The following is a 23,173-nucleotide window of genomic DNA, read 5'->3' as shown; positions in this document are numbered from 1 at the left end:
CTCAGGCCTCCATGACTTCGGCAAGCGCCCGCCCGACACGGCCGGGACCGGGGAAATAGTCCCACTCCTGCGCATGCGGATAGGGCGTGTCCCAGCCGGCGACACGCACGACCGGCGCCTCGAGATGATAGAAGCAATGTTCCTGCACCAGTGCTGCGACCTCGGCGCCGAAGCCCGACGTCAGGGTTGCCTCATGCACGACGACGCAGCGCCCCGTCTTGGCGACCGATTTGACGATCGCATCGAGATCGAGCGGCAGCAGGCTCCTCAAATCGATCACCTCGGCATCGATGCCGGCATCTTCGGCTGCGGCAAGCGCCACATGCACCATGGTGCCGTAGGCAATCACGGTCACCGCCGATCCGACGCGCCGCACCTCGGCCTTGCCGATCGGAATAGTGTAATGGCCATCGGGCACCTCGCCGAGGTCATGCTTCGACCAGGGCGTCACCGGCTTCTCGTGATGGCCGTCGAAGGGGCCGTTATAGAGCCGCTTCGGCTCCAGGAACATGACGGGATCGGGATCCTCGATCGCTGCGATCAGCAGGCCTTTGGCATCGTAGGGATTGGAAGGCACGATCACCTTCAGCCCGCAGACGTGGGTAAAAAGCGCCTCCGGGCTCTGGCTGTGCGTCTGGCCGCCGAAGATACCGCCGCCGGTCGGCATGCGCACGACGATCGGGCAGGTGAAATCGCCGTTGGACCGGTAGCGGATGCGCGCCGCCTCCTGCGTCAGCTGGTCATAGGCCGGATACATGTAATCGGCGAACTGGATTTCGACACAGGGCTTCAGCCCGTAGGCGGCCATGCCGATCGCCGTGCCGACGATTCCGGATTCGCTGATCGGCGTATCGAAGCAGCGTGTTCTGCCGTATTTTGCCTGCAGGCCCTGCGTCGAGCGAAAGACGCCGCCGAAATAGCCGACGTCCTCGCCGAAAACGACGACATTGTCGTCCTTCGCCATCGAGACGTCCATGGCGCTGCGCACCGCCTCGATCATCGTCATCCTGGCCATGTCAGTACCCCGCCTGCTGCCGCTGACGGCGGATATGCGGCGGCATCTCGGCATAGACGCCCTCGAAAATGTCGCGCACCGAGGGCCTGCCGCCGGCATGCAGGGTGCCGTGCGCCTCTGCCTGGCGCTGCGCCTCGATCACCTCATCCATGATTTCGGCTTCCGCCTGCACATGCCGCTCCTCCGACCAGACACTCTTGACGATCAGATGTTTCTTCAGCCGCAGCACGGGATCTCCGAGCGGCCAGGCCTCCGATTCCGTCTTCGGCCGGTAGGCGCTCGGATCGTCGGAGGTCGAGTGGGCGCCGACGCGGTAGGTCACATATTCGATCAGCGTCGGGCCGAGATTGCGCCGCGCGCGCTCGGCCGCCCAGCGGGCGACCGCATGGACGGCGAGATAATCGTTTCCATCGACACGCAGCGCCGGAATGCCGAAGCCAAGGCCGCGGGCGGCGAAGGTGCCGGAGCCGCCGCGGGCGATGCCCTGGAAGGTGGATATCGCCCACTGATTGTTGACGATGTTGAGGATGACCGGCGCCTTGTAGGTCGAGGCGAAGACCAGCGCCGAGTGGAAATCCGATTCCGCCGTCGATCCGTCGCCGATCCAGGCCGCGGCAATGCGGCTGTCGTTCTTGATCGCCGAGGCCATCGCCCAGCCGACGGCCTGCACATATTGGGTAGCGAGATTGCCCGAGATGGTGAAGAAGCCGTGCTCCTTGGAGGAATACATGATCGGCAGTTGCCGGCCGCGCAGGGGATCGCTCTCGTTCGAGTAGATCTGGTTCATCATCTCGACCATCGGATAGTCGTCGGCGATCAAGAGGCCCGCCTGGCGATAGGTCGGGAAATTCATGTCTCCCTTCTCGAGCGCCTTGCGGAAGGCGCAGCTGACGGCTTCTTCGCCGAGATGCTGCATATAGAAGGAGGTCTTGCCCTGCCGCTGCGCCATCAGCATGCGGGCGTCGAAGGCCCGCAGTTTCATCATGTTGCGAAGCCCGGTCAGCAGCTCCTCATCGGAGAGCGACCCGGCCCAGGGGCCGACCGCCTCGCCGTCGCGGTTCAAAACACGGATGATGGAATAGGCAAGATCGCGGATGTCTTCCGACGCGACATCCACCTCCGGCCGCGGCACCGCGCCGGCCTTGGCAATCCTGACATTGGAAAAATCAGGCTGGCCGCCAGGTCGGACGGCGGGTTCGGGGACGTGCAGGCTCAAACGAGCAGAATCCACCATGTCGTTTCTTTCCTCCCTTGCCGGCCTTGCCCCTCTCCTCCGAGAGCCGGGCCGGATGTCGTTCTATAGATTGCGGGCGATCACCATGCGCTGCACGTCGCTCGTTCCTTCGTAGATCTGGCAGATGCGCACATCGCGGTAGATGCGCTCGACCGGATAGTCGGCCATGTAGCCATAACCTCCATGGATCTGGATCGCATCGGAGCAGACACGCTCGGCCATCTCGGAGGCAAAGAGCTTCGCCATCGAGGCTTCCGACAGACAGGGCAGCCCCGCCTCCCGGAGCGAGGCGGCATGAAAGACGAGCTGCCGCGCCGCCTCGATCCGCACCGCCATATCGGCAAGGCGGAAGGCCACGGCCTGGTGCTCAAAGATCGGTTTGCCGAAGGCCGTGCGCTCGCGGGCGTAGTCGCGCGCCGCCTCGAAGGCCGCCCGCGCCATGCCGACGGCCTGCGCCGCAATGCCGATCCGCCCGCCCTCGAGATTGGCGAGCGCGATGCGATAACCTTCACCTTCCGCACCGAGCCTCAGCCCGGCCGGGATGCGCATGTTGTTGAAGGCGATCTGGCAGGTATCGGTGGAATGCAGCCCAAGCTTCTCTTCGACGCGGATCACCTCGTAGCCTGGCGTCTCCGTCGGCACGATGAAGGCGGTAATGCCTTTCTTGCCGGCGTCGGGATCGGTGACGGCAAAGACGATGATGACATCGCCGTTCTTTCCCGAGGTGATGAATTGCTTGGAGCCGTCGAGCACATAGTGGTCACTGTCACGCCGCGCCCGGGTCTTCAGGTTCGAGGCATCCGAACCCGCCTGCGGCTCGGTCAGCGCAAAGCCGCCAATCCATTCGCCGTTGGCCAGTTTCGGCAGGAAACGCTGCCGCTGCTCCTCGGTGCCGAATTTCAGGATCGGCACACAGCCAACGGAACTATGCACGCTCATGATCGTCGAACAGGCTCCGTCGCCGGCGGCGATCTCCTCAAGTGCTGCGGCATAGGCGACCACGCCGGTATCCGAGCCGCCATAGGCTTCCGGCACCAGCATGCCGAGCAGCCCGAGTTCACCCATCTCCTTCAGTTCCTCGCGCGGAAAGAGATGCTCCCGGTCGCGTTTGGCTGCCCCCGGCGCCAGCCGGTCGCGGGCAAAGTCGCGGGCGAGATCTGAAATCTGCTGCTGGAGGTCGGAAAGGATCATCTGTTCTCTCCTCCTATTGCCGCTCGATGGCGACGGCGGTCGCCTCGCCGCCGCCGATGCAGAGCGCCGCCATGCCGCGCTTCAGATCGTAGCGCTCCAGCGCCGCAAGCAGCGTCACCAGGATCCGGGCCCCCGAAGCGCCGATCGGATGGCCGAGCGCGCAGGCGCCGCCATGCACATTCACCTTCTCATGCGGCAGGTTGAGATCGCGCATTGCCGCCATGGCGACGACGGCAAAGGCCTCGTTGATTTCGAAAAGATCGACCTCCGACAACGATAAGCCGGGGCGATCGGACAGTTTCTGCAGCGCCCCGATCGGTGCGGTAGCGAAAAGATTGGGCGCCTGCGAATGGGTGGCATGGCCAAGGATGGTGGCAAGCGGCTTGAGGCCGCGATGCTCCGCCTCGGAACGGCGCATCAGCACGAGGGCTGCCGCGCCATCGGAAATCGAGCTGGAATTGGCGGCAGTCACCGTGCCGCCGTCTCGGAAGGCCGGTTTCAGCGTCGGGATCTTGTCGAGCTTCGCCTTGCCGGGCTGTTCGTCGCGGCTCGCCACCTGCTCAGTCCTGCCGGATTTCACCGTAACCGGCACGATCTCGCGGTCGAAACAGCCTTCGGCAATCGCCTTCTGCGCCCGCGTCAGCGAGGCGATGGCGTAGCTGTCCTGCGCCTCGCGCGTGAACTGATAGGCCTCGGCGCAATCCTCCGCGAAGCTGCCCATCAAGCGCCCCTTGTCATAAGCATCCTCCAGCCCGTCGAGGAACATATGATCCACGACACGCCCATGGCCGAGCCTGTAGCCGCCACGGGCCTTGTCAAGGAGATAGGGCGCATTCGTCATGCTTTCCATGCCGCCTGCAACCGCCACCGAGGCGCTGCCTGCGGCGATCAGGTCATGCGCCATCATCACGGCCTTCATGCCCGAGCCGCACATCTTGTTAACGGTGCTGGCCGCCGTCGCGAAAGGCAGGCCGGCATGGATCGCCGCCTGGCGCGCCGGCGCCTGGCCCTGCCCGGCCGGCAGGACACAACCGAAGATAACCTCCTCGATCGCCTCGGCCGCGATGCGGCTGCGCTCAAGCGCTGCGCGGATCGCCGTCGCTCCAAGCTCCGGCGCTGTCGCCTCTTTCAGCTCTCCCTGAAAGCTGCCGATCGGGGTGCGCGCTGCACCGACGATGACGATGGGATCCTGCAAAACCATCTTTCCTCCTTGGGGCGACGCGTTCACCGCGCGCCCATCCGCAATGCGCCGTCGAGGCGGATGACCTCGCCGTTCAGCATGTTGTTTTCCAAGATATGGCGCACCAGCCCGGCAAATTCCGCCGGCCGGCCGAGCCGCGGTGGAAAGGGCACGCTCTTGCCGAGTGCGGCCTGAACCTCAGCCGGCATATCAGCCATCATCGGCGTCTCGAAAATGCCGGGCGCGATCGCGACGACGCGAATGCCGTGACGCGCAAGCTCGCGGGCGATCGGCAAGGTCATCGCCGCCACCCCACCCTTGGAGGCGGCATAGGCTGCCTGGCCGATCTGACCGTCGAAGGCGGCGACCGAGGCCGTATTGACGATGACGCCGCGTTCGCCTTCGGCATCCGGATCGGTCTGCTGGATCGCTGCGGCGGCAAGCCGGATCATGTTGAACGTGCCGATGAGATTGATTCCGACCGTGCGGGCAAAACTTTCCAGCCGATGCGGCCCGTCGCGGCCGATCACCTTTTCGGCCGGTGCGACGCCTGCGCAATTCACCAAGCCGCGCAAGCCGCCGAAGGCGTCGACGGCAGCGGCAACCACTGCTGCTCCCTGCTCCTCATCGGCCACGTCGGCCTTGACGAACTGTGCAGCGCTTGCGAATTCCCGGGCGACATGTTCGCCCGCTTCGGCATTGAGATCGGCGATCGTCACGCGCCCGCCTGCCTCGACAAGCGCGCGCACCGTGGCAGCACCGAGGCCGGAGCCACCGCCGGTGACGATGAAGCTTGCTCCATGGACCAACATGAATCTGTTCCTCCCTGCCGGCGGCGACCGCCTCCAAGCGCAACCGACGGGTACGATTCTATTCGCTCCACCTATTGCAAGCGATGACAGAAATGCTCCATTATTTCGGCCAGTTTTGCCATAGCGAGGGTGGGATGGCCGAGATTGAGCGACGGATGATCGCGCCGGGCTTCGTAGAGGAGGCGCTCGACAGCCTGCGGCGGCTCGGCAAACCGACGGCGCCGATCCTTGCGCGCGTGGGACTGCCGCCGCGGATCGATCAACCGGTGTCGGCCGAGACCTATGGCGCGCTCTGGCTGGCCATCGCCGCCGAGCTCGACGACGAATTCTTCGGTATGGGCGGCCGACCGATGCGCAGCGGCAGCTTCACGCTGCTCTGCCACTCTGTGCTGCATGCGCCGACGCTAGGTCATGCGCTTCGTCGGGCGCTGCGTTTCCTCGATATCGTACTCGACGATCCCAGGGGACAGCTCGTCATCCGCGACGGTCTGGCCGAGGTCGAGCTTCGGGATGCCGGCGGCCCGCGTTCGGCCTTCGCCTATCGCACCTATTGGATCATCCTGCACGGCATCATCTGCTGGCTGGTCGGCCGGCGCATTCCGATCCGGCGCGTCGACTTCCGCTGCGCCGAGCCCAAACAGGGCGCTGACTACCGGCTTTTCTTCGGTGCGCCGGTGCGCTTCTCGCAAGCCATCAGCCGGCTGGGCTTTGACAACACCCTGCTCGACCTGCCGATTTCACGCAGCGAACAGGCGCTCAAGCAGTTCCTGCGCGGCGCGCCCGCCAATATTCTGGTGCGCTACCGCTATGATGCCGGTATCGCCGCCGCCGTCCGCCGCCGCTTGAGTCAGGCAACGCCTGCCATGTGGCGGAGTTTTGCCGAGCTTGCCGCCGATATGCGCATGCCGCCCTCCACGCTCCGCCACCGCCTGCACGACGAGGGACAAAGCTATGCCGCCATCAAGGACGACATCCGCCGGGATCTCGCCGTCGACCTGCTGCTGAACACGCCGAAGACCATCGGCGAGATCGCCGTCCAGCTCGGCTATTCCGAGCCGAGCGCCTTCTTCCGGGCCTTCAGGAAATGGATAGGCAAGAGCCCTGAGGCCTTTCGGCGGGACGGAACGGAAAATCGAGAGGATGTCAGTCGAATCGATTGACTCGTTCTGACCGGCCCCGCGCGTTCGCGAACATGACGGCAATCTTCATCACGAAGGACTTGCTGAAGCGACCAAGAACCTCCTGATGAGGCTCGATGTACCAGGAACGCTCGACGATATCGTAATTGTATTCGTCGACGACGATCCAACTTTGTTTGAGATCACCGAGACCAGCACGCCGACGTTCGATATCGGGAATTTCCAGCGCAGCCCTTCCCGACGGCGGCGGTTGCGTGGTGATTGCCAGAAGGGCGAGATGCGTATTTCCATCGCTCGCACTGCGGATCGCAATGATGACACAGACCGGGCGCTGTTTGCGCCCCTCCGTCTCACCACGCTGCTGCTGCCATGCCCAGAGATAGGGATAGGTTATCACCTCGCCAGGGCGAAACTCATGGTTCATCGTCGTAACTTTCCCCGCGCGCCAGTCGCTCAATCGCCTCGCCGAACAACTCGGCATGCTCATCCGGCATCTCCGAAATGTGATGCGCGCGACGCGGGTCCTCGCCGCTGCGCATCCGCTGATAGTGTTCATAGCTCATCAGCACGAAACGGGGCTTGTTGTGGCGGGTAAGAATAACCGGCTCGCGGCTCGCGACATCGGTGACATCACCAATCTGTTTATTGAGATCACCTGTCGTGAACTGTCGCATGACTATACTCTCCGGTTTAATTTCCATATATTCCATATTTTCCATCTTTTCAAGAAAATGGCGTTCACGCGCCCTCGACGAGAATTCTCAAGGCTCTCCACCCGTATCATTCAAGGGCACTTTGACCCCGCCGCAACCCGCGCTACATATTTCAGCGGGAGGAGTGCCATGTTTGATTTTTCGCTCGGCGAAACCGCGGACGCGATCCGTGAAACGACGGCGCGGTTTGCTGCCGCTCATATTGCTCCGCTGGCTGCGGAAATCGACGAAAGCAACACGTTTCCACGCCAGCTCTGGCCTGAGATGGGCGCCCTCGGCCTGCATGGGATTACCGTCGAGGAAGAATTCGGCGGCGCCGGTCTCGGTTATCTCGATCATGTCGTCGCCATGGAGGAGATTTCACGGGCCTCGGCTTCCGTGGGCTTGAGTTACGGTGCCCATTCCAATCTCTGCGTCAACCAGATCCGCCGCTGGGCCTCGCCGGAACAGAAACGCCGTCATCTGCCGAAACTGATCTCCGGCGAACATGTGGGTTCGCTTGCCATGTCCGAGGTGGGCTCCGGTTCCGATGTCGTCTCCATGCGCTTGCGTGCCGAGAAAAAGGGGGACCGCTATGTTCTGAACGGCGCCAAATTCTGGATCACCAACGCGCCGCATGCCGATGTGCTGGTCGTCTATGCCAAGACCGATCCCGCAGCCGGCCCGAAAGGCATTTCCGCCTTCATCGTCGAAAAGGGCCTGCCGGGCTTCAGCGTCTCCAAGAAACTCTCCAAGCTCGGCATGCGCGGCAGCGATACCGCCGAACTGGTCTTTCAGGATTGCGAGGTGCCGGCCGAGGCGCTGATGGGCCGGGAGGGAGAAGGCGTGAAGATCCTGATGTCCGGCCTCGACTACGAGCGCGCCGTGCTCGCCGCCGGGCCGCTTGGCATCATGCAGGCCTGCCTCGACGTCGTGCTGCCCTATGTCAGCGATCGCAAACAGTTCGGTAAGCCGATCGGTGACTTCCAGCTGATGCAGGGCAAGATCGCCGACATGTATGTCGCGCTGAATTCGGCGCGCGCCTATGTCTATACCGTTGCCCGGGCCTGCGATGCCGGCCGCGCGACGCGCACGGATGCGGCCGCCGCGATCCTCTTTGCCAGCGAGAATGCCGTGAAGGTCTCGCTGGAAGCGATCCAGGCACTCGGCGGCGCCGGCTATACCAAGGAATGGCCGGTCGAACGCTTTTTGCGCGACGCCAAGCTCTACGATATCGGCGCCGGTACCAACGAGATCCGCCGCTACCTGATCGGCCGGGAGCTCATCGCATCATGACGGTGATTTCGACTGCGATCGACCGCGATAGCGAGACCTTCAAGGCCAATACAGCCAAGAACAAGGGCCTTAGCGACGAACTCCACGACCGCTCGGCGAAAGCGCGCCAGGGTGGATCGCAGGCAGCGCGCGAGCGCCATACCGGCAAGGGCAAGCTCCTGCCGCGCGACCGGATCCAGCTGCTCATCGATGCCGGCAGCCCGTTCCTGGAGATCGGCACGCTGGCGGCCAACGGCATGTATGATGATGAGGCGCCCGGCGCCGGCATCATAACAGGCATCGGCCGTGTTTGCGGCCGCGAGGTGATGATCGTCGCCAATGACGCGACGGTGAAGGGCGGCGCCTATTACCCCCTGACGGTGAAGAAACATCTGCGGGCGCAGGAGATTGCTCTGCAGAACCGGCTGCCATGCCTCTATCTGGTCGATAGCGGTGGCGCCAATCTCCCGCATCAGGCCGACGTCTTTCCCGACCGCGACCATTTCGGCGCGATCTTCTACAACCAGGCCCAGATGTCGGCCGAGGGAATCCCACAGATCGCCTGCGTGTTGGGAAGCTGCACCGCCGGCGGCGCCTATGTGCCCGCCATGTCCGACGAGACGGTCATCGTGCGCAATCAGGGCACGATCTTCCTCGCCGGTCCGCCGCTGGTGAAGGCCGCGACCGGCGAGATCATCTCGGCCGAAGAGCTCGGCGGCGCCGAGACCCATGGCCGCCGCTCCGGCGTCGTCGATCATGTCGCCGAGAACGATGAACATGCGCTGCTGCTCGTGCGCGATATCGCAGCCACCCTCAACAGTGTGAAATCAGTCGATATCGACCTCCAGCCGCCGCGACCGCCGAAACTCGATCCCGAAGATCTCTGCGGTCTCATCCCGGATGATGTGCGTTCACCCTACGACGTGCGCGAGGTCATCGGACGGATCGTCGATGGCTCGGAACTGCATGAGTTCAAGCCGCTCTACGGCACCACGCTGGTCTGCGGTTTCGCCCGCATCTGGGGCATGCCGGTCGCCGTCATCGCCAATAACGGCGTGCTGTTTTCCGAAAGTGCGCTGAAGGGCGCCCATTTCATCGAGCTCGCCTGCCAGCGGCGCATACCCTTGCTTTTCCTGCAGAATATTTCTGGCTTCATGGTCGGCGGCCGCTATGAGGCTGGCGGCATCGCCAAGGACGGGGCCAAGCTGGTGACGGCCGTTGCAACCGCCACCGTGCCGAAGGTCACCGTCATCATCGGCGGCAGTTTCGGTGCCGGCAATTACGGCATGTGCGGCCGCGCCTATCGCCCGCGCTTCCTCTTCACCTGGCCGAACAGCCGCATCAGCGTGATGGGCGGCGAACAGGCGGCCTCCGTGCTTGCCACCATTCGCCGAGATTCCATGGAGGCGCGCGGTGAGAATTGGCCCATGGAAGAGGAGGAAGCCTTCAAGGCGCCGATCCGCGCCGGCTACGAGGCCGAGGGCAATCCCTATTATGCCACCGCCCGCCTTTGGGACGACGGCATCATCGATCCACGCCAGACGCGGGACGTGCTGGGCCTTGCCTTTTCCGCCTGCCTGAATGCGCCGATCCCGAAAGGGCCGCGCTTCGGCCTGTTCAGGATGTGAGGCGTCGATGATGGAAAGCCTGCTCATTGCCAACCGGGGCGAAATCGCCCGCCGCGTCATCCTCACGGCCAGGATGCTCGGCATCCGCACCATTGCCGTCTATTCCGAAGCCGATGCCGGCCTGCCCTTTGTCAGGGAGGCGGACGAGGCGATCGCCATCGGCCCCTCGCCGGCCCGCGAAAGCTATCTCTCGCCGCAGCGCATCCTGGAGGCTGCCCGCAAGAGCGGCGCCGCTGCGATCCATCCGGGCTACGGCTTCCTGTCGGAAAATGCCGATTTTGCCGAGGCGGTGGAGAAGGCCGGCATCGTCTGGGTCGGCGCGCCGGCCGCTGCCATCCGGGCGATGGGGCTCAAGGATGCCGCCAAGGAATTGATGCAGGCAGCCGGCGTGCCCGTGACCCCCGGTTATCTCGGATCGGACCAGGGCGAAGAGAGGCTGGCGGCGGAAGCCGAGGCCATCGGTTATCCCGTACTCATCAAGGCGGTTGCCGGCGGCGGCGGCAAGGGCATGCGCCGCGTCGACCGCGCGCAGGATTTCGCCGAACGTCTCGCCTCCTGCCGCCGTGAGGCGGCCGCCGCTTTCGGCGACGACCGCGTTCTGATCGAACGCTATATCGCCAATCCGCGCCATATCGAGGTGCAGGTTTTCGCCGACAAGCTCGGCAATTGCGTGCATCTCTTCGAACGCGATTGTTCGCTGCAACGCCGTCATCAGAAGGTGATTGAGGAGGCCCCTGCCCCCGGCCTCGATGCCGCCACCCGGGCGGTGATCTGCGAGGCGGCGGTCAAGGCCGCAAGAGCGGTCAACTATGTCGGCGCCGGCACCATCGAATTCATCGCCGATGCCTCCCAGGGCCTGCATCCTGACCGTATCTGGTTCATGGAGATGAATACGAGGCTGCAGGTAGAACACCCCGTCACCGAGGCGATTACTGGCGAGGATCTGGTGCTCTGGCAGTTGAAGGTCGCGAGCGGCGAGCCCTTGCCGAAAAGCCAGGACGAGATCGCCATGAATGGCTGGGCCTTCGAAGCCCGGCTCTATGCCGAAAATCCGGCCGCCGGTTATCTGCCTTCGACCGGCCGGCTCGACCATCTGCGCCTGCCGCAGTCCGTCCGCGTCGACAGCGGCGTCGAACAGGGCGATGAGATTACCGCCTTCTACGATCCGATGATCGCCAAGATCATCGCGCATGGACCGGACCGCGAGGCAGCCCTTTCGAAACTTGCAGCCGCCTGCGCCGGCATCGAGGTCTGGCCGGTCAGATCCAATGCCGGCCTGCTTGCCCGCATCGCCACCGATCCGGATTTTCGCGCCGCTCGGATCGATACCGGCTTCCTCGACCGCCATGGCGATAGCCTTGTGGCGAGGGAGCCGAGCGAAATCGCGATCGACACCGCAGCCGCCGTGCTTTCAAGAAATACCGATGATGATCCCTGGGCCGCGCTTGCCGGATTCCGCATCGCCGGCGCGGATGACAATCGAGTGCGCATCCGTATCGGCGATCACCTCTTCTGGGGGCAATCACGTCGGAAGCCTGAGGCAAATATCGTCACGATTGGTGAAACGACCGTGCTTTTCGACGCCGGCAATACCTGGCCGATCAGCCTGCCCGTCGCCAGCGAAATCGAGGCGAGCCAGGGTGCGGGCGATGGCGCGATCCTTTCGCCGATGCCCGGCCTCGTGATTTCGGTGGATGTCGCCGAAGGCGATCATGTCGCCAAGGGGGACCGTCTGCTGACGGTCGAAGCGATGAAAATGGAGCATTCGCTGCGCGCGCCTTTCGACGGCATCATCGGAAAACTGCAGGTTTCCACCGGCGCCAGGGTCTCGGAGAACCAGCTGGTCGTCACCGTCACGAAGGAGCAGGATTGATGGCCGGCCGCTATTTCGACGAATGGACGCTCGGCGACCGCATCGCCCACGAGATCCGCCGCACGGTCACCGAGACCGACAACCTGCTGTTTACGACGCTTTCCCACAATCCGCAGCCGCTGCATCTCGATGCCGATTATGCGGCCGGCACCGAATTCGGCCGGATCGTCGTCAACGGCACCTTCACCTTTGCGCTCACCGTCGGCCTCTCGGTCGGCGACACAACGCTCGGCACGCTCGTCGCCAATCTCGGTTACGACAAAGTGACGATGCCGAAGCCGGTCTTCATCGGCGACACGCTGCGGGTGGAAACGGAGGTGACCGAACTGCGCCGCTCGAACTCCCGCCCCGACGCCGGCATCGTCACCTTCCGGCACATCACCCTGAACCAGCGCGGCGAGATCGTCTGCCAGTGCCTGCGCACCGCCATGCTGAAGGTAAAGCCGTCATGAGACTTCGCTCGCTGCTCTTCGTGCCCGGCGATCGGCCGGAGCGTTTCGAGAAAGCACTCGCCTCGGGCGCCGATGCCGTCATTCTCGATCTCGAAGATTCGGTTGCACCCGCCAACAAGCCACGCGCCCGCCAAGCCGTCCACGAATTCGTCCTGCGCCAGACCGGCGAAACCAATCTCCTGATCCGCATCAATCCCCTCGCCTCCCCGGAGTTCGAAAACGACCTTGCCGCTCTGAGTGGCCTCCATCCTTTCGCGATCATGCTGCCGAAGGCCGAGGGGGCGGCTTCGGTGCTGAAGCTCGCAGGCTCACTTGCACCTGAAATCCCCATCTTGCCGATCGCAACCGAAACGCCGTCCGCGATCTTCGAGATCGGCAGCTACCGGGACGTCGCGGCCAGCCTCTGCGGCCTGACCTGGGGTGCCGAGGATCTGCCCGCCGCGATCGGGGCTGCGACCGCGCGACGGACGGATGGCCGTTACACGCCGCCTTACGAGCTTGCCCGCTCGCTGACGCTCTTCGCAGCCCATGCCGCCGCGGTTCCGGCCATCGACACCGTCTATCCCGATTTCCACGATCATAGCGGTCTCAGGGCCTATGTCGGCCGCGCCCGGCGCGACGGCTTTTCCGGCATGATGGCCATCCATCCGAGCCAGGTCGAAACGATCAACCACGCCTTTACGCCGGATGCATCCGAGATCGCCTGGGCGGAGAAAGTCGCCGCCGCCTTTGCCGCCAGGCCCGACGCAGGTGTCATTCAACTTGACGGGCGCATGCTGGATCTGCCGCATCTCAAGCTCGCGCTCCGCATCCTGGAGATATCAGGACGATAGTCAGGGAACGCGTTTGACCGCCTTCTGCCGATCAGCCCGATTTCGCCGCCTGCTCGGAGGCGACAGGCACTTCTGGCGAGAGATAACCGGCGCCGACGGCGACATAGAGATCCACATAGTCTTTGGCAACCTGCTGCACGGTAGCGGCAAGGCTTGCCTCAGCATCGGAAACCGACCGCTGGGCGTCGAGGACATCGAGCAACGACGAGGCGCCGTCCTTGTAGCTTGCGGTCGACAGTGCCAGGGATTCCTCCGCCGTCTGCACCTGCCTGCGCAACGGCGCCAGTGTCTGCGTGTCGCGGCGAACTGCCGACAGCGCGTTTTCCACCTCTTCGACCCCGTTCAGCACCGCCGCTTTCCAGGCGAGATACTGCGCCCTCGCATCGGATTTCTCGATATCGACATTTGCGCGCAATTTGCCGCCGTCGAAGATCGGCAAGTTGAGCGTCGGTCCGAAGGACCAGCTGGTGAGGCTCGAGCCGCTGGCGCCCGATGATTTGACCCAGCTCGGCGAAATCGAACCGGAGAGCGAGATCGACGGATAAAGCTGGGCTTCGGCAGCACCGATATCGGCGACGGCCGCCGCCAGCTCGCGTTCGGCCTTTCTTATATCAGGACGGTTGCGGATGAGATCGACCGGAATGCCGGCGCGAATATCGCCGCGGAAAACCGGCTGACCGGCGCTTTTCTGCAGCTCGTCCATCAGCGAGGCCGCCGGCATCCCGAGCAGCGTGGCAATGTGATGGGCCGATTCGGTGAAGCTCTGTTCGAGGCCGGGAATGTCGGACTTTGTCGACTGCACCAGGCCCTCGGCCTGAACGACGTCGAGGCGGGAGGCCGCACCTGCCTTGAGCTGCAACTGCGTGAGTTCGTAAGTTTGCTGGCGGGATTTCAAGCTCGCCTGTGCAAGCGCGATGCGCTCCTGGTAATAGCGGGCGTCGATATAACTCTCGACAAGGTCTTTCAGGAAGGTGAGCTTTGCATTGTCGGCCGTCGCATAGGCGGCTCCCAGCGAGGCGATGGCACTCTCCTTGGAGCGACGGTACTGGCCGAAGATGTCGAGCAGCCAGGAAAGGCTGGCCTCACCGCCTGTGGTATTCGTGGTGCCGACCGTCGTGCGCAGCCGCCCCTTTTCACCGGATACCGTGTGCGAAGCGTCGACACTGAGGCTCGGCAGACCGCCGGCGCCGGCAACCGTGACATTGGCGGCAGCCGAATTGATGCTCTCGAGCGCCTGCAGCACATCGAGGTTTTCGCTGAGGCCATGGGCCACCAAGCCGTCGAGCCGCTTGTCGCGATAGGCCTTCCACCACTCAGCCGTCACGACATTGCCGTTGCTTTTGGTGGTGCCCTCTTCGAATTTGGCGGGAAGCGGCATCTCAGGGGGAACGTGATCCGGACCGCTGACGCAGCCTGCGAGCAGCAGCGTGAAGGCGGATGCGGCGTAGCGGAGGGATGATAGTCTGGTGCGGAGCGACGGACTCACTGGCAAGCTTTCTGAACCGGGATCGGAGATCCAGGCTTAGCGAGGCCAGCGTTAATGGCGGTAAAGAAACTGTAAAGTTAGGTAAAATCCCGGGATGCTTGATCATCAACCGAACCCTAGGGCGTCGGCCGTCTCGGAAGTTCCAGCGTGATCGCCAGGCCTCCGGCGTCAGGCAACGACGCATGCGCACGCCCGCCATGGCGCTCGATGGCCTGCCGGGTGATGGCAAGACCCAGGCCGTATCCGCCTCTTGGAACCGCCTCTTTCCCGCGTGAGAACGGCTGGAAGATGCGTTCGAGTTCGTCGCGCCTCACACCTGGCCCCCGATCGGTGACGCAGATTTTGAGGCGCTCGGCCGCCGCCTCGCAAGACACGGATATGTGCGAATGTTCGGCCGTGTATTTGACGGCGTTGCGCACGACGTTTTCGAGTGCCCGGTAGAGCAGCTCGCCTTCGACCTCGGCGCGGAAGCTGCCGTCGACGCTTGTCGTGATCGACACATCTCGTGCCTGGGCTTCGAATGCGGCGTCGCCAAGGATTTCATTCAGCAGTTCGATGACATCCAGGGCCTGGGTCTTCAGCGGCAGGCCGGAGCCGGCGGTGAGCCTGGCAAGGGTCAGAACTTCGCCGACCAGCGCGTCGAGCCGTTCAACCTCCCGGTCCATTCGGTCCAGCATGGCGCCGAGTTTGGCCGGGCTCTGCCGAAGAACGCCGACGGCAGCCTGCAGGCGGGACAGGGGCGAACGCAATTCATGGGAGACATCATGGAACAGCCGCTGCTGCGCATCCTGAAGCTCCTGAAGCCGCGCGGCGGTGGAATCGAAGTCATGCGCCAGCGCAGTGACTTCATCCTTTCGGCCGGCCATCTGGTCGCCGATACGGAAGTCGAAGCGGCCATGGGCGAGCGCGCTCAGGCCGTCGCGCAAATGCACGACGGGTCGAATGAGATAGCGGGCGAGTGCTGCGGCAGCGACCGTACTCGAAACGAAAATCGAAAGCCAAGGCACCAGCAGCGCCAGGTTATCCACCACGTTGAGAAGGAAGTTCGCTTCCGGCGCCACGGAGATCCGGTAGCAAATTCCGTCCTTCAGAATGGACTTCGTCTCTGCCCTACCTTCGTCTCCGCACGCAGGCGACCCCATGGTTTTCGAAAGCGTCAGGCCCAGCGGCACCGTATCTTCACTTGAGCGGATGAAGCGCTCTGCGGCGTCCTCCCCATCCCTTGCGAGGACGTTCGCGGTCAGCTTCAGAATGATCGCTCGCTCCTGGTATTCCCGATCGCGGCCAGGCGGCGGGATCTGAAAGAGGTTGACGATCACGATGATCACAGTGAGCGTCGTTGCAAGCGTCAACCAAATCGTCGCGAAGAATTTCCAGAAAAGCCTAGGCATGGTCAGTCCACGAGAAGTTGATAGCCCTGGCCGCGAACGGACTGGATCCAGGATTGCCCGTCCTCCCTCAGTCCGAGCTTCTGGCGCACGCTGCTGATATGGACGTCGATACGGCGATCGAACGGGGTCAGCGGCTTGCCGAAGGCCCGTTTCGAAATGTCCTGCTTCGACACGAGCTGGCCGGCGCTGCGGGCAAGCACTTCGAGCAGGCTGAACTCGGTGCCGGTCAGCTCCAGGCTTTCTCCGCGCCATTCGGCGATCCTGCTGCCCGGATGGAGCACGAGCTGCCCCGCCCTGATCGTGTCGGTCGACGCGCCGGCTGCCGGCTGCCCCGCCCGGCGCAGGATGGCGCGCAGCCGCGCCGCCAGTTCGCCCGGCGAGCATGGCTTCGGCACATAGTCGTCGGCGCCGAGATTGAGGCCCGATATCCTGTCCACGTCATCGCCCCTTGCGGTCAGCATCAGCACCGGAACCTGGCTGAGCTTCCTGATCCTCTGCAGAACCTCGATCCCGTTCATCCGAGGCATCATGATGTCGAGCACGATGATATCGACCGTATTGCCGGCAGCAGCGGCAATGGCAGCGCGACCGTCCGTATCCGTTGCGACGTCATATCCCTCTTCAACGAGATATTCCTGCAGAAGCGTCGTCAGCTCGGCATCGTCGTCGATGAGGAGAACCTTGTTCATTCACTTCGTCCGTCATTAATTCGATGAAGCCATACAGCACAAACACCGTCGCGTGAGCGAGTTTTACCTATCTTAACACTAACTTGACCGCACTTAACGTTCGCCCCGTTACTTATCCTGCCATGACATGGACGCGCGCCGAGGCCGGTTGCCGCGCATGAGTGGCAATCATCCGCCAAGTTGGCGCGGATCGGGAAAGGGCAGCGATGCCTTTGACCACAAGGAGTGCATCGTTGAGAAAACCATCTGGAATATTCGCCACCGCTCTTATTGCGGCAGCGCTTCTGCTGCCGCTGCGCAGTGCCGTGGCGGATCAAGCCGCCGCCCCCGCCCTGACCGTCTCGCTGGCGGCGCCGGCTGAGCGGGACTGGCCGGAAACCGTTCCGGCAAGCGGCTGGCTGAAACCCTGGCAGGAAGCCATCATCGCTTCCGAGACGAGCGGACTTCGCATCACCGAAATCCTGGCCGATGTGGGCTCCGTGGTTAAGAAGGGGCAGACCCTCGTCCTGATGTCGCAGGACAGTGTGCAGGCCGATCTTCGCAAGCAGGAGGCGGCCGTCGTGACCGCGAAGGCAAACCTGACAAAGGCAAAGGCCAATGCTGATCGCGCTCGCCAGCTTCAACCCTCCGGCGCTCTCTCGGACGAGAAGATCGTCGAATATCTTGCCGACGAACAGACCGCGGCGGCAAGTCTTCAATCCGAAGAGGCAGCGCTCGACAGCCAGAAGATCAAGCTCGACCAGACAACCGTCACGGCCGTCGACGACGGTCTGATCACCTCGCGCTCGGCCGAGCTCGGCGCCGTCGTTTCCTCCGGCAGCGAATTGTTTCGCATGGTCCGCCAGCAGCGGGTCGAATGGCAGGCCGAGGTTTCCGCCCGGTACCTCTCGCGCATTTCGGAAGGATTGCGCGTCGACATCGACGGGCCGGACGGACGCCGCATTCAGGGCAAGGTGAGGCTCGTCGGACCTTCGATCGACACCAATACGAGCCGGGCGATCGTCTATGTCACCCTTCCCCAGGACGTTCAGCCGCGCACCGGTCTTTATGTCACCGGCACCGTCGAACTCAGGACCACGCCGGCGCTGACGGTTCCCGAGACCGCGATCGTTTTCCGTGACGGGATCAACTACGTCTTTGCGGTTGGCGAGGACAAGCGGGTAAAACGGGTGCGGGTCGAGACCGGGCGCCGCAATGACGGCGAAGTCGAGATCATCTCGGGCATTGATAAATCGGCGAGAGTGGTGACGTCGGGCGGAGCGTTTCTGTCGGACAACGATCTCGTGAAAGTCGCGGGAGAAGGCTGATGAACTTTTCCGCATTTTCAATCCGCAATCCCGTACCGGCGATCCTGCTCTTTGCAATGCTTGCCGTCGGCGGCCTGCTGGCCTTCAAGCATCTGGCGGTGCAGAACTTCCCCGATATGGATCTTCCGACCATCAAAGTGACTGCGACGCTCGACGGCGCCGCACCTTCGCAGCTGGAAACTGAGGTCGCCCGCACGATCGAAGACAATCTTGCCTCGCTGAGCTATCTCGACCACATCACGACAACGATTACCGACGGCTCGGTGTCGATCAGCGTCTCCTTCAAACTGGAGAAGGACAGCGAGACCGCCTTGAACGAAGTCCGCAATGCCGTGGACAGCGCAAAGTCCGATCTGCCGGCGCAGATGCAGACGCCAAGCGTCAGCAAAGTCACCGTGCAGAATTCGGCGCTGGTCACCTATGCTGTCCGGTCTTCCGTCCTCAACGAAACCGAGCTCTCCTGGTTCATCGACAACGATCTGACCAAGGCGCTGCTCTCGGTGCCGGGCGTTGGACAGGTCAATCGTATCGGTGGTGTCGATCGCGAGGTTCACGTCGACCTCGATCCGACGACGATGGCCGCATTCGGCGTCACGGCGACCACTGTGTCGGCGCAGTTGAAATCGGTTCAGGCCGATACCTCAGGTGGCCTCGGAGAGATTGGCGGCACCCGTCAGACCTTGCGCACGCTCGGCGCCGTTGCCTCGGTCGACGCGCTGAAGGAACTGCGAATTCCCCTGGCCAACGGGCAGCAGGTTCGCCTCGACGACGTCGCATCCGTCACCGACAGCTTCGCGGAGCGATCTTCGATGGCCTATCTCGACGGCAAACCGGTGGTGGCGGTCGAGATCAAGCGCTCGAACGGCTTTTCGGACAGTGGTGTCGCCGCGGACGTCGACAAGGCAATGAAGGAGTTTGCGGCCAAGCATTCCAACGTCCAGATCGAGGAGGCCTACAGCACGATCGGGCCGATCCTCGACAATTACGACGGTTCGATGCACATGCTGTACGAAGGCGCGATCCTGGCGATCGTCGTCGTCTGGCTCTTCCTTCGGGACTGGCGTGCGACGATCCTGTCGGCCGTGGCGCTGCCACTGTCCGTCATACCGACCTTCCTCGTCATGTACCTGGCCGGATTCAGCCTTAATATCGTCACCCTGCTTGCGCTGTCGCTCGTCGTCGGCATCCTCGTCGACGACGCCATCGTCGAAGTCGAGAACATCGCCCGCCATTTGCAGATGGGCAAGCGGCCGATCGACGCCGCTCTGGAGGCGGCCGACGAGATCGGACTCGCCGTCATCGCCACCACCTTCACGCTGGTCGCCGTCTTCCTGCCGACGGCCTTCATGAGCGGCATACCAGGGCTCATCTTCCGCCAGTTCGGTATCACCGCCGCGGTCGCCGTCCTCGTTTCGCTCGTTGTCGCACGCCTGCTGACGCCGATGATGGCCGCCTATTTCATGAAGGCCCATCCGAAAGAGGAAAAGGACGGCCGCATCATGCGCGCCTATATGGCAATCGTGAAAGCCGCCATGAACCACAGGAAGACCACAGTGGCCGTGACCGCCGTCGTCGTCGGGCTTTCGCTGGCCACCATCCCGCTCCTGAAATCCGGCTTCCTGCCCGCTTCCGACGACGCGCGGGCCCAGATCACGCTCACCATGCAGCCGGGCGCCACCATCGAGCAGACAGACGCCACGACCAGCCAGGCCGCCGATATCATCGGCAAGCTCCAGGACGTGACGCATGTCTTTTCCGCGGTCGGTTCGGCATCCTCGGGCGGCGGCCCAGATTCCAGCACCTCGAGCAGCGTCGGATCCGCGACGATCGTCGCCGTGCTCCCACCCATCGGCGAGCGCGACCGCAAACAGTCGGAAATCGAAAACGACATCCGGCAGGCTCTCTCGGTCCTTCCCGGTGTGCGGATCGCCGTTGGCGGCGGCGGCAACGGCACGAAGCTCGAGATCACCCTTGCCAGTGACGACGCCAACGCGCTCGACAGCGCAAGCACGGCGCTTGAAGAACAGCTGCGCACGCTGCAGGGCATCGGCGCGGTGACATCGACCGCGGCCAGGCAGGCGCCGGAGATCCAGATCACGCCCGATTTCGCCCGCGCAGCAGCGCTCGGGGTGACGTCGAGCGCCATCGCCGAGGCCGTGCGCGTGGCGACGGATGGAGAATATTCCGCCGATCTGCCGAAGCTCAACCTGCCGCAGCGCCAGGTTCCCATCGTCGTCCGCTTCAGCCCCGAGACGCGCACCAAACTCGACGACATCAAGAACATGCGGGTGTCTGGGACGAACGGCAATGTCGATCTCGGGTCGATTGCCGATATCCGGATCGGCGGCAGCCCGTCGGAAATCGACCGCATCGATCGTATGCGCAATGTCACTCTTTCAGTCGAGCTCAACGGCCGCATCCTGGGCGACGTCAACCGCGAGGCGCAGGCGCTGCCGGCGCTTCAGCATCTGCCGTCGGGCGTCACCCTTGTCGAACAGGGAGAACTCCAGCGCAGTTCGGAGCTGTTCCAGAGCTTTGGTCTGGCGATGGCAATCGGGGTTTTCTGCATCTACGCGATCCTCGTTCTGCTCTTCCACGACTTCCTGCAGCCCCTCACGCTTCTGATGGCTCTGCCGCTCTCGCTCGGCGGCGCGCTGGTGCCGCTGGTGGTGACCGGAACCAGCTTCTCGATGGCGGCCGTCATCGGGCTGCTCATGCTCATGGGCGTGGTGACGAAGAATTCGATCCTTCTGATCGAATACGCGATCATGTCGCGCCGCCAGGGCATGCCTCGGTTCGATGCTCTTGTGGATGCATGCCACAAACGCGCGCGACCGATCATCATGACCACCATTGCCATGGCATCCGGTATGCTGCCGGTGGCCCTCAGCCTGACAGGCGGCGATTCCAGCTTCCGGCAGCCGATGGCGATCGTGGTGATCGGCGGGGTGATGATGTCGACGCTGCTCAGCCTCGTCGTCATCCCTATCATCTTCACCTTCGTCGACGACTTGAACGAGGCGCTCAGGCGCCTCGTTCACCGGACCGGCCCGGAAACCGCCGAGGCCGAACCGCATCCATCCAACGATCACACGACGATCACCTTCAAGCCTGAGCTTTCGAAGCGGGGGCAAGGTCAGAGATGACTGCTCTCGCCGGGTTATTGGCCAGAAGGTCCCGCGCCCGATAAGGGCGACGCCTGGCGATCGTCAACCTCTTCGGTCTCGTTCCTCTCCCCCGGAACGAGACCGCGGGACGTAATGCCCCCGCAGGCGGCATCGTGCCGCCTGCGCGTCCTGCACCGTGTGGAAAGTCCAGGCACGCATCGCCTTGGTGGCAACTGCCCTCGTCTGAATCTTTACCAAACTTTACACTTCCTTAACCGCGCTTAACATCCGAACAGCTATTAGAGTTCGACCTCAGCCCAATCCGGAGTGTCGTGTGTCCAAGGCACATCGAAATATTCTGCGTTGCCGCTTCGCGGAGCGGAAAGTCATACTTGCCGAGGCTTCGCGATGCATTCTCAAGTTTAAATCAAACTATGAGTATTGTTATATTTTCTTGAGCGCACGCGTTATTATGGTAGTTCGGTTTTGTATTTCAAATCAGTGCGACACAGCGCCTCGTTTCTTAAGATTTAGGAGCGAATCAGACCGTATGGAAAACGTTCGAAAGGAGTGTGATGCTCTGTCGGAAGACATTTCGATTGGTGGAACGGGGTGATTGATGACATGCTCCGGATTAGATCGAGTCAATACCCTCTTGCACGCCAGCACTCCCTGGCTATGGCGATCGCGGTGACCGGTGGGCTGTTGATGTCGATGCTGCTCAGCCTCATCGTCATCCCTGTCATTTTCACACACGTCGACGACCTGAACGAGCCGGAAACCGCCGACACGGAAGCGCATTCATCCAACGATCACACGACGATCACCTTCAAGCCCGAACCTTCCAAGGGAGGGCAAGGCCAGCGATGGCTGCTTTGGCGCACACTGCGGCAGAGAAGATGGGCGGCGTTGCAATGGCAAGAGGGTCGCAACCCGATACGGGCGATTCCTACCGACCTCAGTGACAACCTCTTCGGTCGAGTTCCTCTCCCCGGAACAAGGCCGCGGGACGTATTCCCCCCGCAGGCGGCGTCAGCCGCCTGCGCGTCCTGCCATCGTTGACCCGGCTTTCGGGATCGACGGACGGGTCGCCGACGAATTGAAAACCACCGCCATTCCTGAAAATCGCCAGGTCTAACGACCATGCTTGGCACGCCAGGCGGCAAAATCCTCGATATTGCCCGGCTGTGTTGCCGGATAGAGGCCGATGATCGATTGACCGGCCAGCACCCGTTCTGTGACGAAATCCTCGTAAGCCGTCATTTCCACCGCCTCATCGGCAATCTCGTCGGCCAGTTCGGCCGGAATGACGATCACCGCTTCATCGTCGCCCACCATGATATCGCCGGGCCACACCGCCACATCGCCGCAGCCGATCGGCACATTGATGTCGAGCGCTTGATGCAGCGTCAGATTGGTCGGCGCCGACGGGCGGTTGTGATAGGCGGGAATCCCCAGCCCGGCAATTTCCGGGCTGTCGCGAAACCCGCCATCGGTGACGACGCCTGCCACGCCCCGCACCATCAGCCGCGTCACCAGAATAGAGCCGGCGGATGCGGCGCGCGGATTTTTGCGGCTGTCCATCACCAGCACGGCCCCGGCCGGGCAGCTTTCGACGCAGGCGCGCTGCGGATGCTCCGGATTGCGGAAAACCTCGAGCTTGTTCAGGTCTTCGCGCGCCGGAATGTAACGCAGCGTATAGGCCGGGCCGACCATGTTCCGGCCTTTGCCGGCGACCGGCTGCACATCCTGAATGGTCTGGTTGCGCAGGCCGCGCTTGAACAGCGCGGTGCTGATGGTGGCAACGCTGACCTTCATGAGTTTGTCGCGCGTGCTGTCCGAAAGTGTCGTCATGCCTGTCTGTCCTCC

General features: G+C 63.1%; 19 protein-coding genes and 1 pseudogene. 9 read left to right on the top strand and 11 right to left on the bottom strand.

The annotated features are described in order from the left end of the window. Position 1: 1 nt before the first annotated feature. The 5 genes from FHT69_RS17285 to FHT69_RS17265 form a co-directional block, all read right to left on the bottom strand. Positions 2-1,015 (bottom strand): alpha-ketoacid dehydrogenase subunit beta, encoded by a 1,014-nt coding sequence (locus FHT69_RS17285; RefSeq protein ID WP_097542471.1) that lies wholly within the window; start codon positions 1,013-1,015, stop codon positions 2-4. A gap of 1 nt (position 1,016) precedes the next feature. Beyond that, positions 1,017-2,249 (bottom strand): 3-methyl-2-oxobutanoate dehydrogenase (2-methylpropanoyl-transferring) subunit alpha, encoded by a 1,233-nt coding sequence (locus FHT69_RS17280; RefSeq protein WP_097542472.1) that lies wholly within the window; start codon positions 2,247-2,249, stop codon positions 1,017-1,019. 63 nt (positions 2,250-2,312) lie between these two features. After that, positions 2,313-3,440, bottom strand: coding sequence for an acyl-CoA dehydrogenase family protein (locus FHT69_RS17275; RefSeq protein ID WP_097542473.1), 1,128 nt, complete (start codon positions 3,438-3,440; stop codon positions 2,313-2,315). A gap of 13 nt (positions 3,441-3,453) precedes the next feature. Further along, the gene (locus tag FHT69_RS17270) at positions 3,454-4,641 is read right to left on the bottom strand and encodes an acetyl-CoA C-acyltransferase (protein ID WP_183905681.1); all 1,188 of its coding nucleotides are present in this window, start codon (positions 4,639-4,641) and stop codon (positions 3,454-3,456) included. A gap of 23 nt (positions 4,642-4,664) precedes the next feature. Further along, positions 4,665-5,432, bottom strand: a complete 768-nt coding sequence (locus tag FHT69_RS17265) for a 3-hydroxyacyl-CoA dehydrogenase (RefSeq protein ID WP_183905680.1) — start codon at positions 5,430-5,432, stop codon at positions 4,665-4,667. A 134-nt stretch (positions 5,433-5,566) separates the two neighbouring features. Here FHT69_RS17265 and FHT69_RS17260 point away from each other — a divergent pair, with 134 nt between their 5' ends. Further along, positions 5,567-6,592 (top strand): AraC family transcriptional regulator, encoded by a 1,026-nt coding sequence (locus FHT69_RS17260; RefSeq protein ID WP_246780730.1) that lies wholly within the window; start codon positions 5,567-5,569, stop codon positions 6,590-6,592. Here FHT69_RS17260 and FHT69_RS17255 read toward each other — a convergent pair. Then, the gene (locus FHT69_RS17255; protein WP_097542476.1) at positions 6,576-6,995 is read right to left on the bottom strand and encodes a hypothetical protein; all 420 of its coding nucleotides are present in this window, start codon (positions 6,993-6,995) and stop codon (positions 6,576-6,578) included. The two genes, FHT69_RS17260 and FHT69_RS17255, sit on opposite strands and share 17 nt — an antisense overlap. After that, positions 6,985-7,245, bottom strand: coding sequence for a type II toxin-antitoxin system Phd/YefM family antitoxin (locus FHT69_RS17250; protein WP_097542661.1), 261 nt, complete (start codon positions 7,243-7,245; stop codon positions 6,985-6,987). The genes FHT69_RS17255 and FHT69_RS17250 overlap by 11 nt, the downstream gene beginning before the upstream one ends. A gap of 168 nt (positions 7,246-7,413) precedes the next feature. Between FHT69_RS17250 and FHT69_RS17245 the strand changes: the two genes are divergently transcribed. The 5 genes from FHT69_RS17245 to FHT69_RS17225 are packed head-to-tail and all read left to right on the top strand — an operon-like array spanning position 7,414 to position 13,324. Further along, the gene (locus FHT69_RS17245) at positions 7,414-8,559 is read left to right on the top strand and encodes an isovaleryl-CoA dehydrogenase (RefSeq protein WP_097542477.1); all 1,146 of its coding nucleotides are present in this window, start codon (positions 7,414-7,416) and stop codon (positions 8,557-8,559) included. Next, positions 8,556-10,166 (top strand): carboxyl transferase domain-containing protein, encoded by a 1,611-nt coding sequence (locus tag FHT69_RS17240; protein WP_097630238.1) that lies wholly within the window; start codon positions 8,556-8,558, stop codon positions 10,164-10,166. Before FHT69_RS17245 ends, FHT69_RS17240 begins: the two co-directional genes overlap by 4 nt. A gap of 7 nt (positions 10,167-10,173) precedes the next feature. Then, on the top strand, positions 10,174-12,039 hold the full coding sequence (locus FHT69_RS17235) for an acetyl/propionyl/methylcrotonyl-CoA carboxylase subunit alpha (RefSeq protein ID WP_097630237.1): 1,866 nt from the start codon (positions 10,174-10,176) through the stop codon (positions 12,037-12,039). Beyond that, positions 12,039-12,491, top strand: coding sequence for a MaoC family dehydratase (locus tag FHT69_RS17230; RefSeq protein ID WP_097542480.1), 453 nt, complete (start codon positions 12,039-12,041; stop codon positions 12,489-12,491). Before FHT69_RS17235 ends, FHT69_RS17230 begins: the two co-directional genes overlap by 1 nt. Beyond that, on the top strand, positions 12,488-13,324 hold the full coding sequence (locus tag FHT69_RS17225) for an HpcH/HpaI aldolase/citrate lyase family protein (protein ID WP_097630235.1): 837 nt from the start codon (positions 12,488-12,490) through the stop codon (positions 13,322-13,324). The genes FHT69_RS17230 and FHT69_RS17225 overlap by 4 nt, the downstream gene beginning before the upstream one ends. A 31-nt stretch (positions 13,325-13,355) precedes the next feature. Here FHT69_RS17225 and FHT69_RS17220 read toward each other — a convergent pair whose 3' ends face one another. The 3 genes from FHT69_RS17220 to FHT69_RS17210 all read right to left on the bottom strand — a co-directional run bounded on the left by FHT69_RS17220 (position 13,356) and on the right by FHT69_RS17210 (position 16,890). Beyond that, the gene (locus tag FHT69_RS17220) at positions 13,356-14,810 is read right to left on the bottom strand and encodes an efflux transporter outer membrane subunit (protein WP_183905679.1); all 1,455 of its coding nucleotides are present in this window, start codon (positions 14,808-14,810) and stop codon (positions 13,356-13,358) included. Positions 14,811-14,926: 116 nt separating this feature from the next. Continuing rightward, positions 14,927-16,201, bottom strand: coding sequence for an ATP-binding protein (locus FHT69_RS17215; protein WP_183905678.1), 1,275 nt, complete (start codon positions 16,199-16,201; stop codon positions 14,927-14,929). 2 nt (positions 16,202-16,203) lie between these two features. After that, the gene (locus FHT69_RS17210; RefSeq protein ID WP_047612435.1) at positions 16,204-16,890 is read right to left on the bottom strand and encodes a response regulator; all 687 of its coding nucleotides are present in this window, start codon (positions 16,888-16,890) and stop codon (positions 16,204-16,206) included. 206 nt (positions 16,891-17,096) lie between these two features. On the opposite strand from FHT69_RS17210, the gene FHT69_RS17205 reads away from it, so the two are divergent. The 3 genes and pseudogenes from FHT69_RS17205 to FHT69_RS34810 form a co-directional block, all read left to right on the top strand. After that, positions 17,097-18,197 (top strand): efflux RND transporter periplasmic adaptor subunit, encoded by a 1,101-nt coding sequence (locus FHT69_RS17205; protein WP_183905677.1) that lies wholly within the window; start codon positions 17,097-17,099, stop codon positions 18,195-18,197. Continuing rightward, positions 18,197-21,343 (top strand): efflux RND transporter permease subunit, encoded by a 3,147-nt coding sequence (locus FHT69_RS17200; RefSeq protein WP_183905676.1) that lies wholly within the window; start codon positions 18,197-18,199, stop codon positions 21,341-21,343. The genes FHT69_RS17205 and FHT69_RS17200 overlap by 1 nt, the downstream gene beginning before the upstream one ends. Before the next feature lie 639 nt (positions 21,344-21,982). After that, a pseudogene (locus FHT69_RS34810) lies at positions 21,983-22,171 on the top strand (hypothetical protein); the annotation flags it as partial. A 267-nt stretch (positions 22,172-22,438) separates the two neighbouring features. On the opposite strand, the gene FHT69_RS17190 reads toward FHT69_RS34810, so the two are convergent. Continuing rightward, positions 22,439-23,158, bottom strand: a complete 720-nt coding sequence (locus FHT69_RS17190; RefSeq protein WP_183905674.1) for a ribonuclease activity regulator RraA — start codon at positions 23,156-23,158, stop codon at positions 22,439-22,441. Between the last annotated feature and the right edge of the window lie 15 nt (positions 23,159-23,173).

Source organism: Rhizobium sp. BK008, from assembly GCF_014197345.1.
In the GTDB taxonomy this organism is placed as follows: Bacteria; Pseudomonadota; Alphaproteobacteria; order Rhizobiales; family Rhizobiaceae; genus Rhizobium; species Rhizobium anhuiense.
Note: the sequence above shows the minus strand (reverse complement) of the source record. Positions and strands in the feature narration are given on the sequence as shown.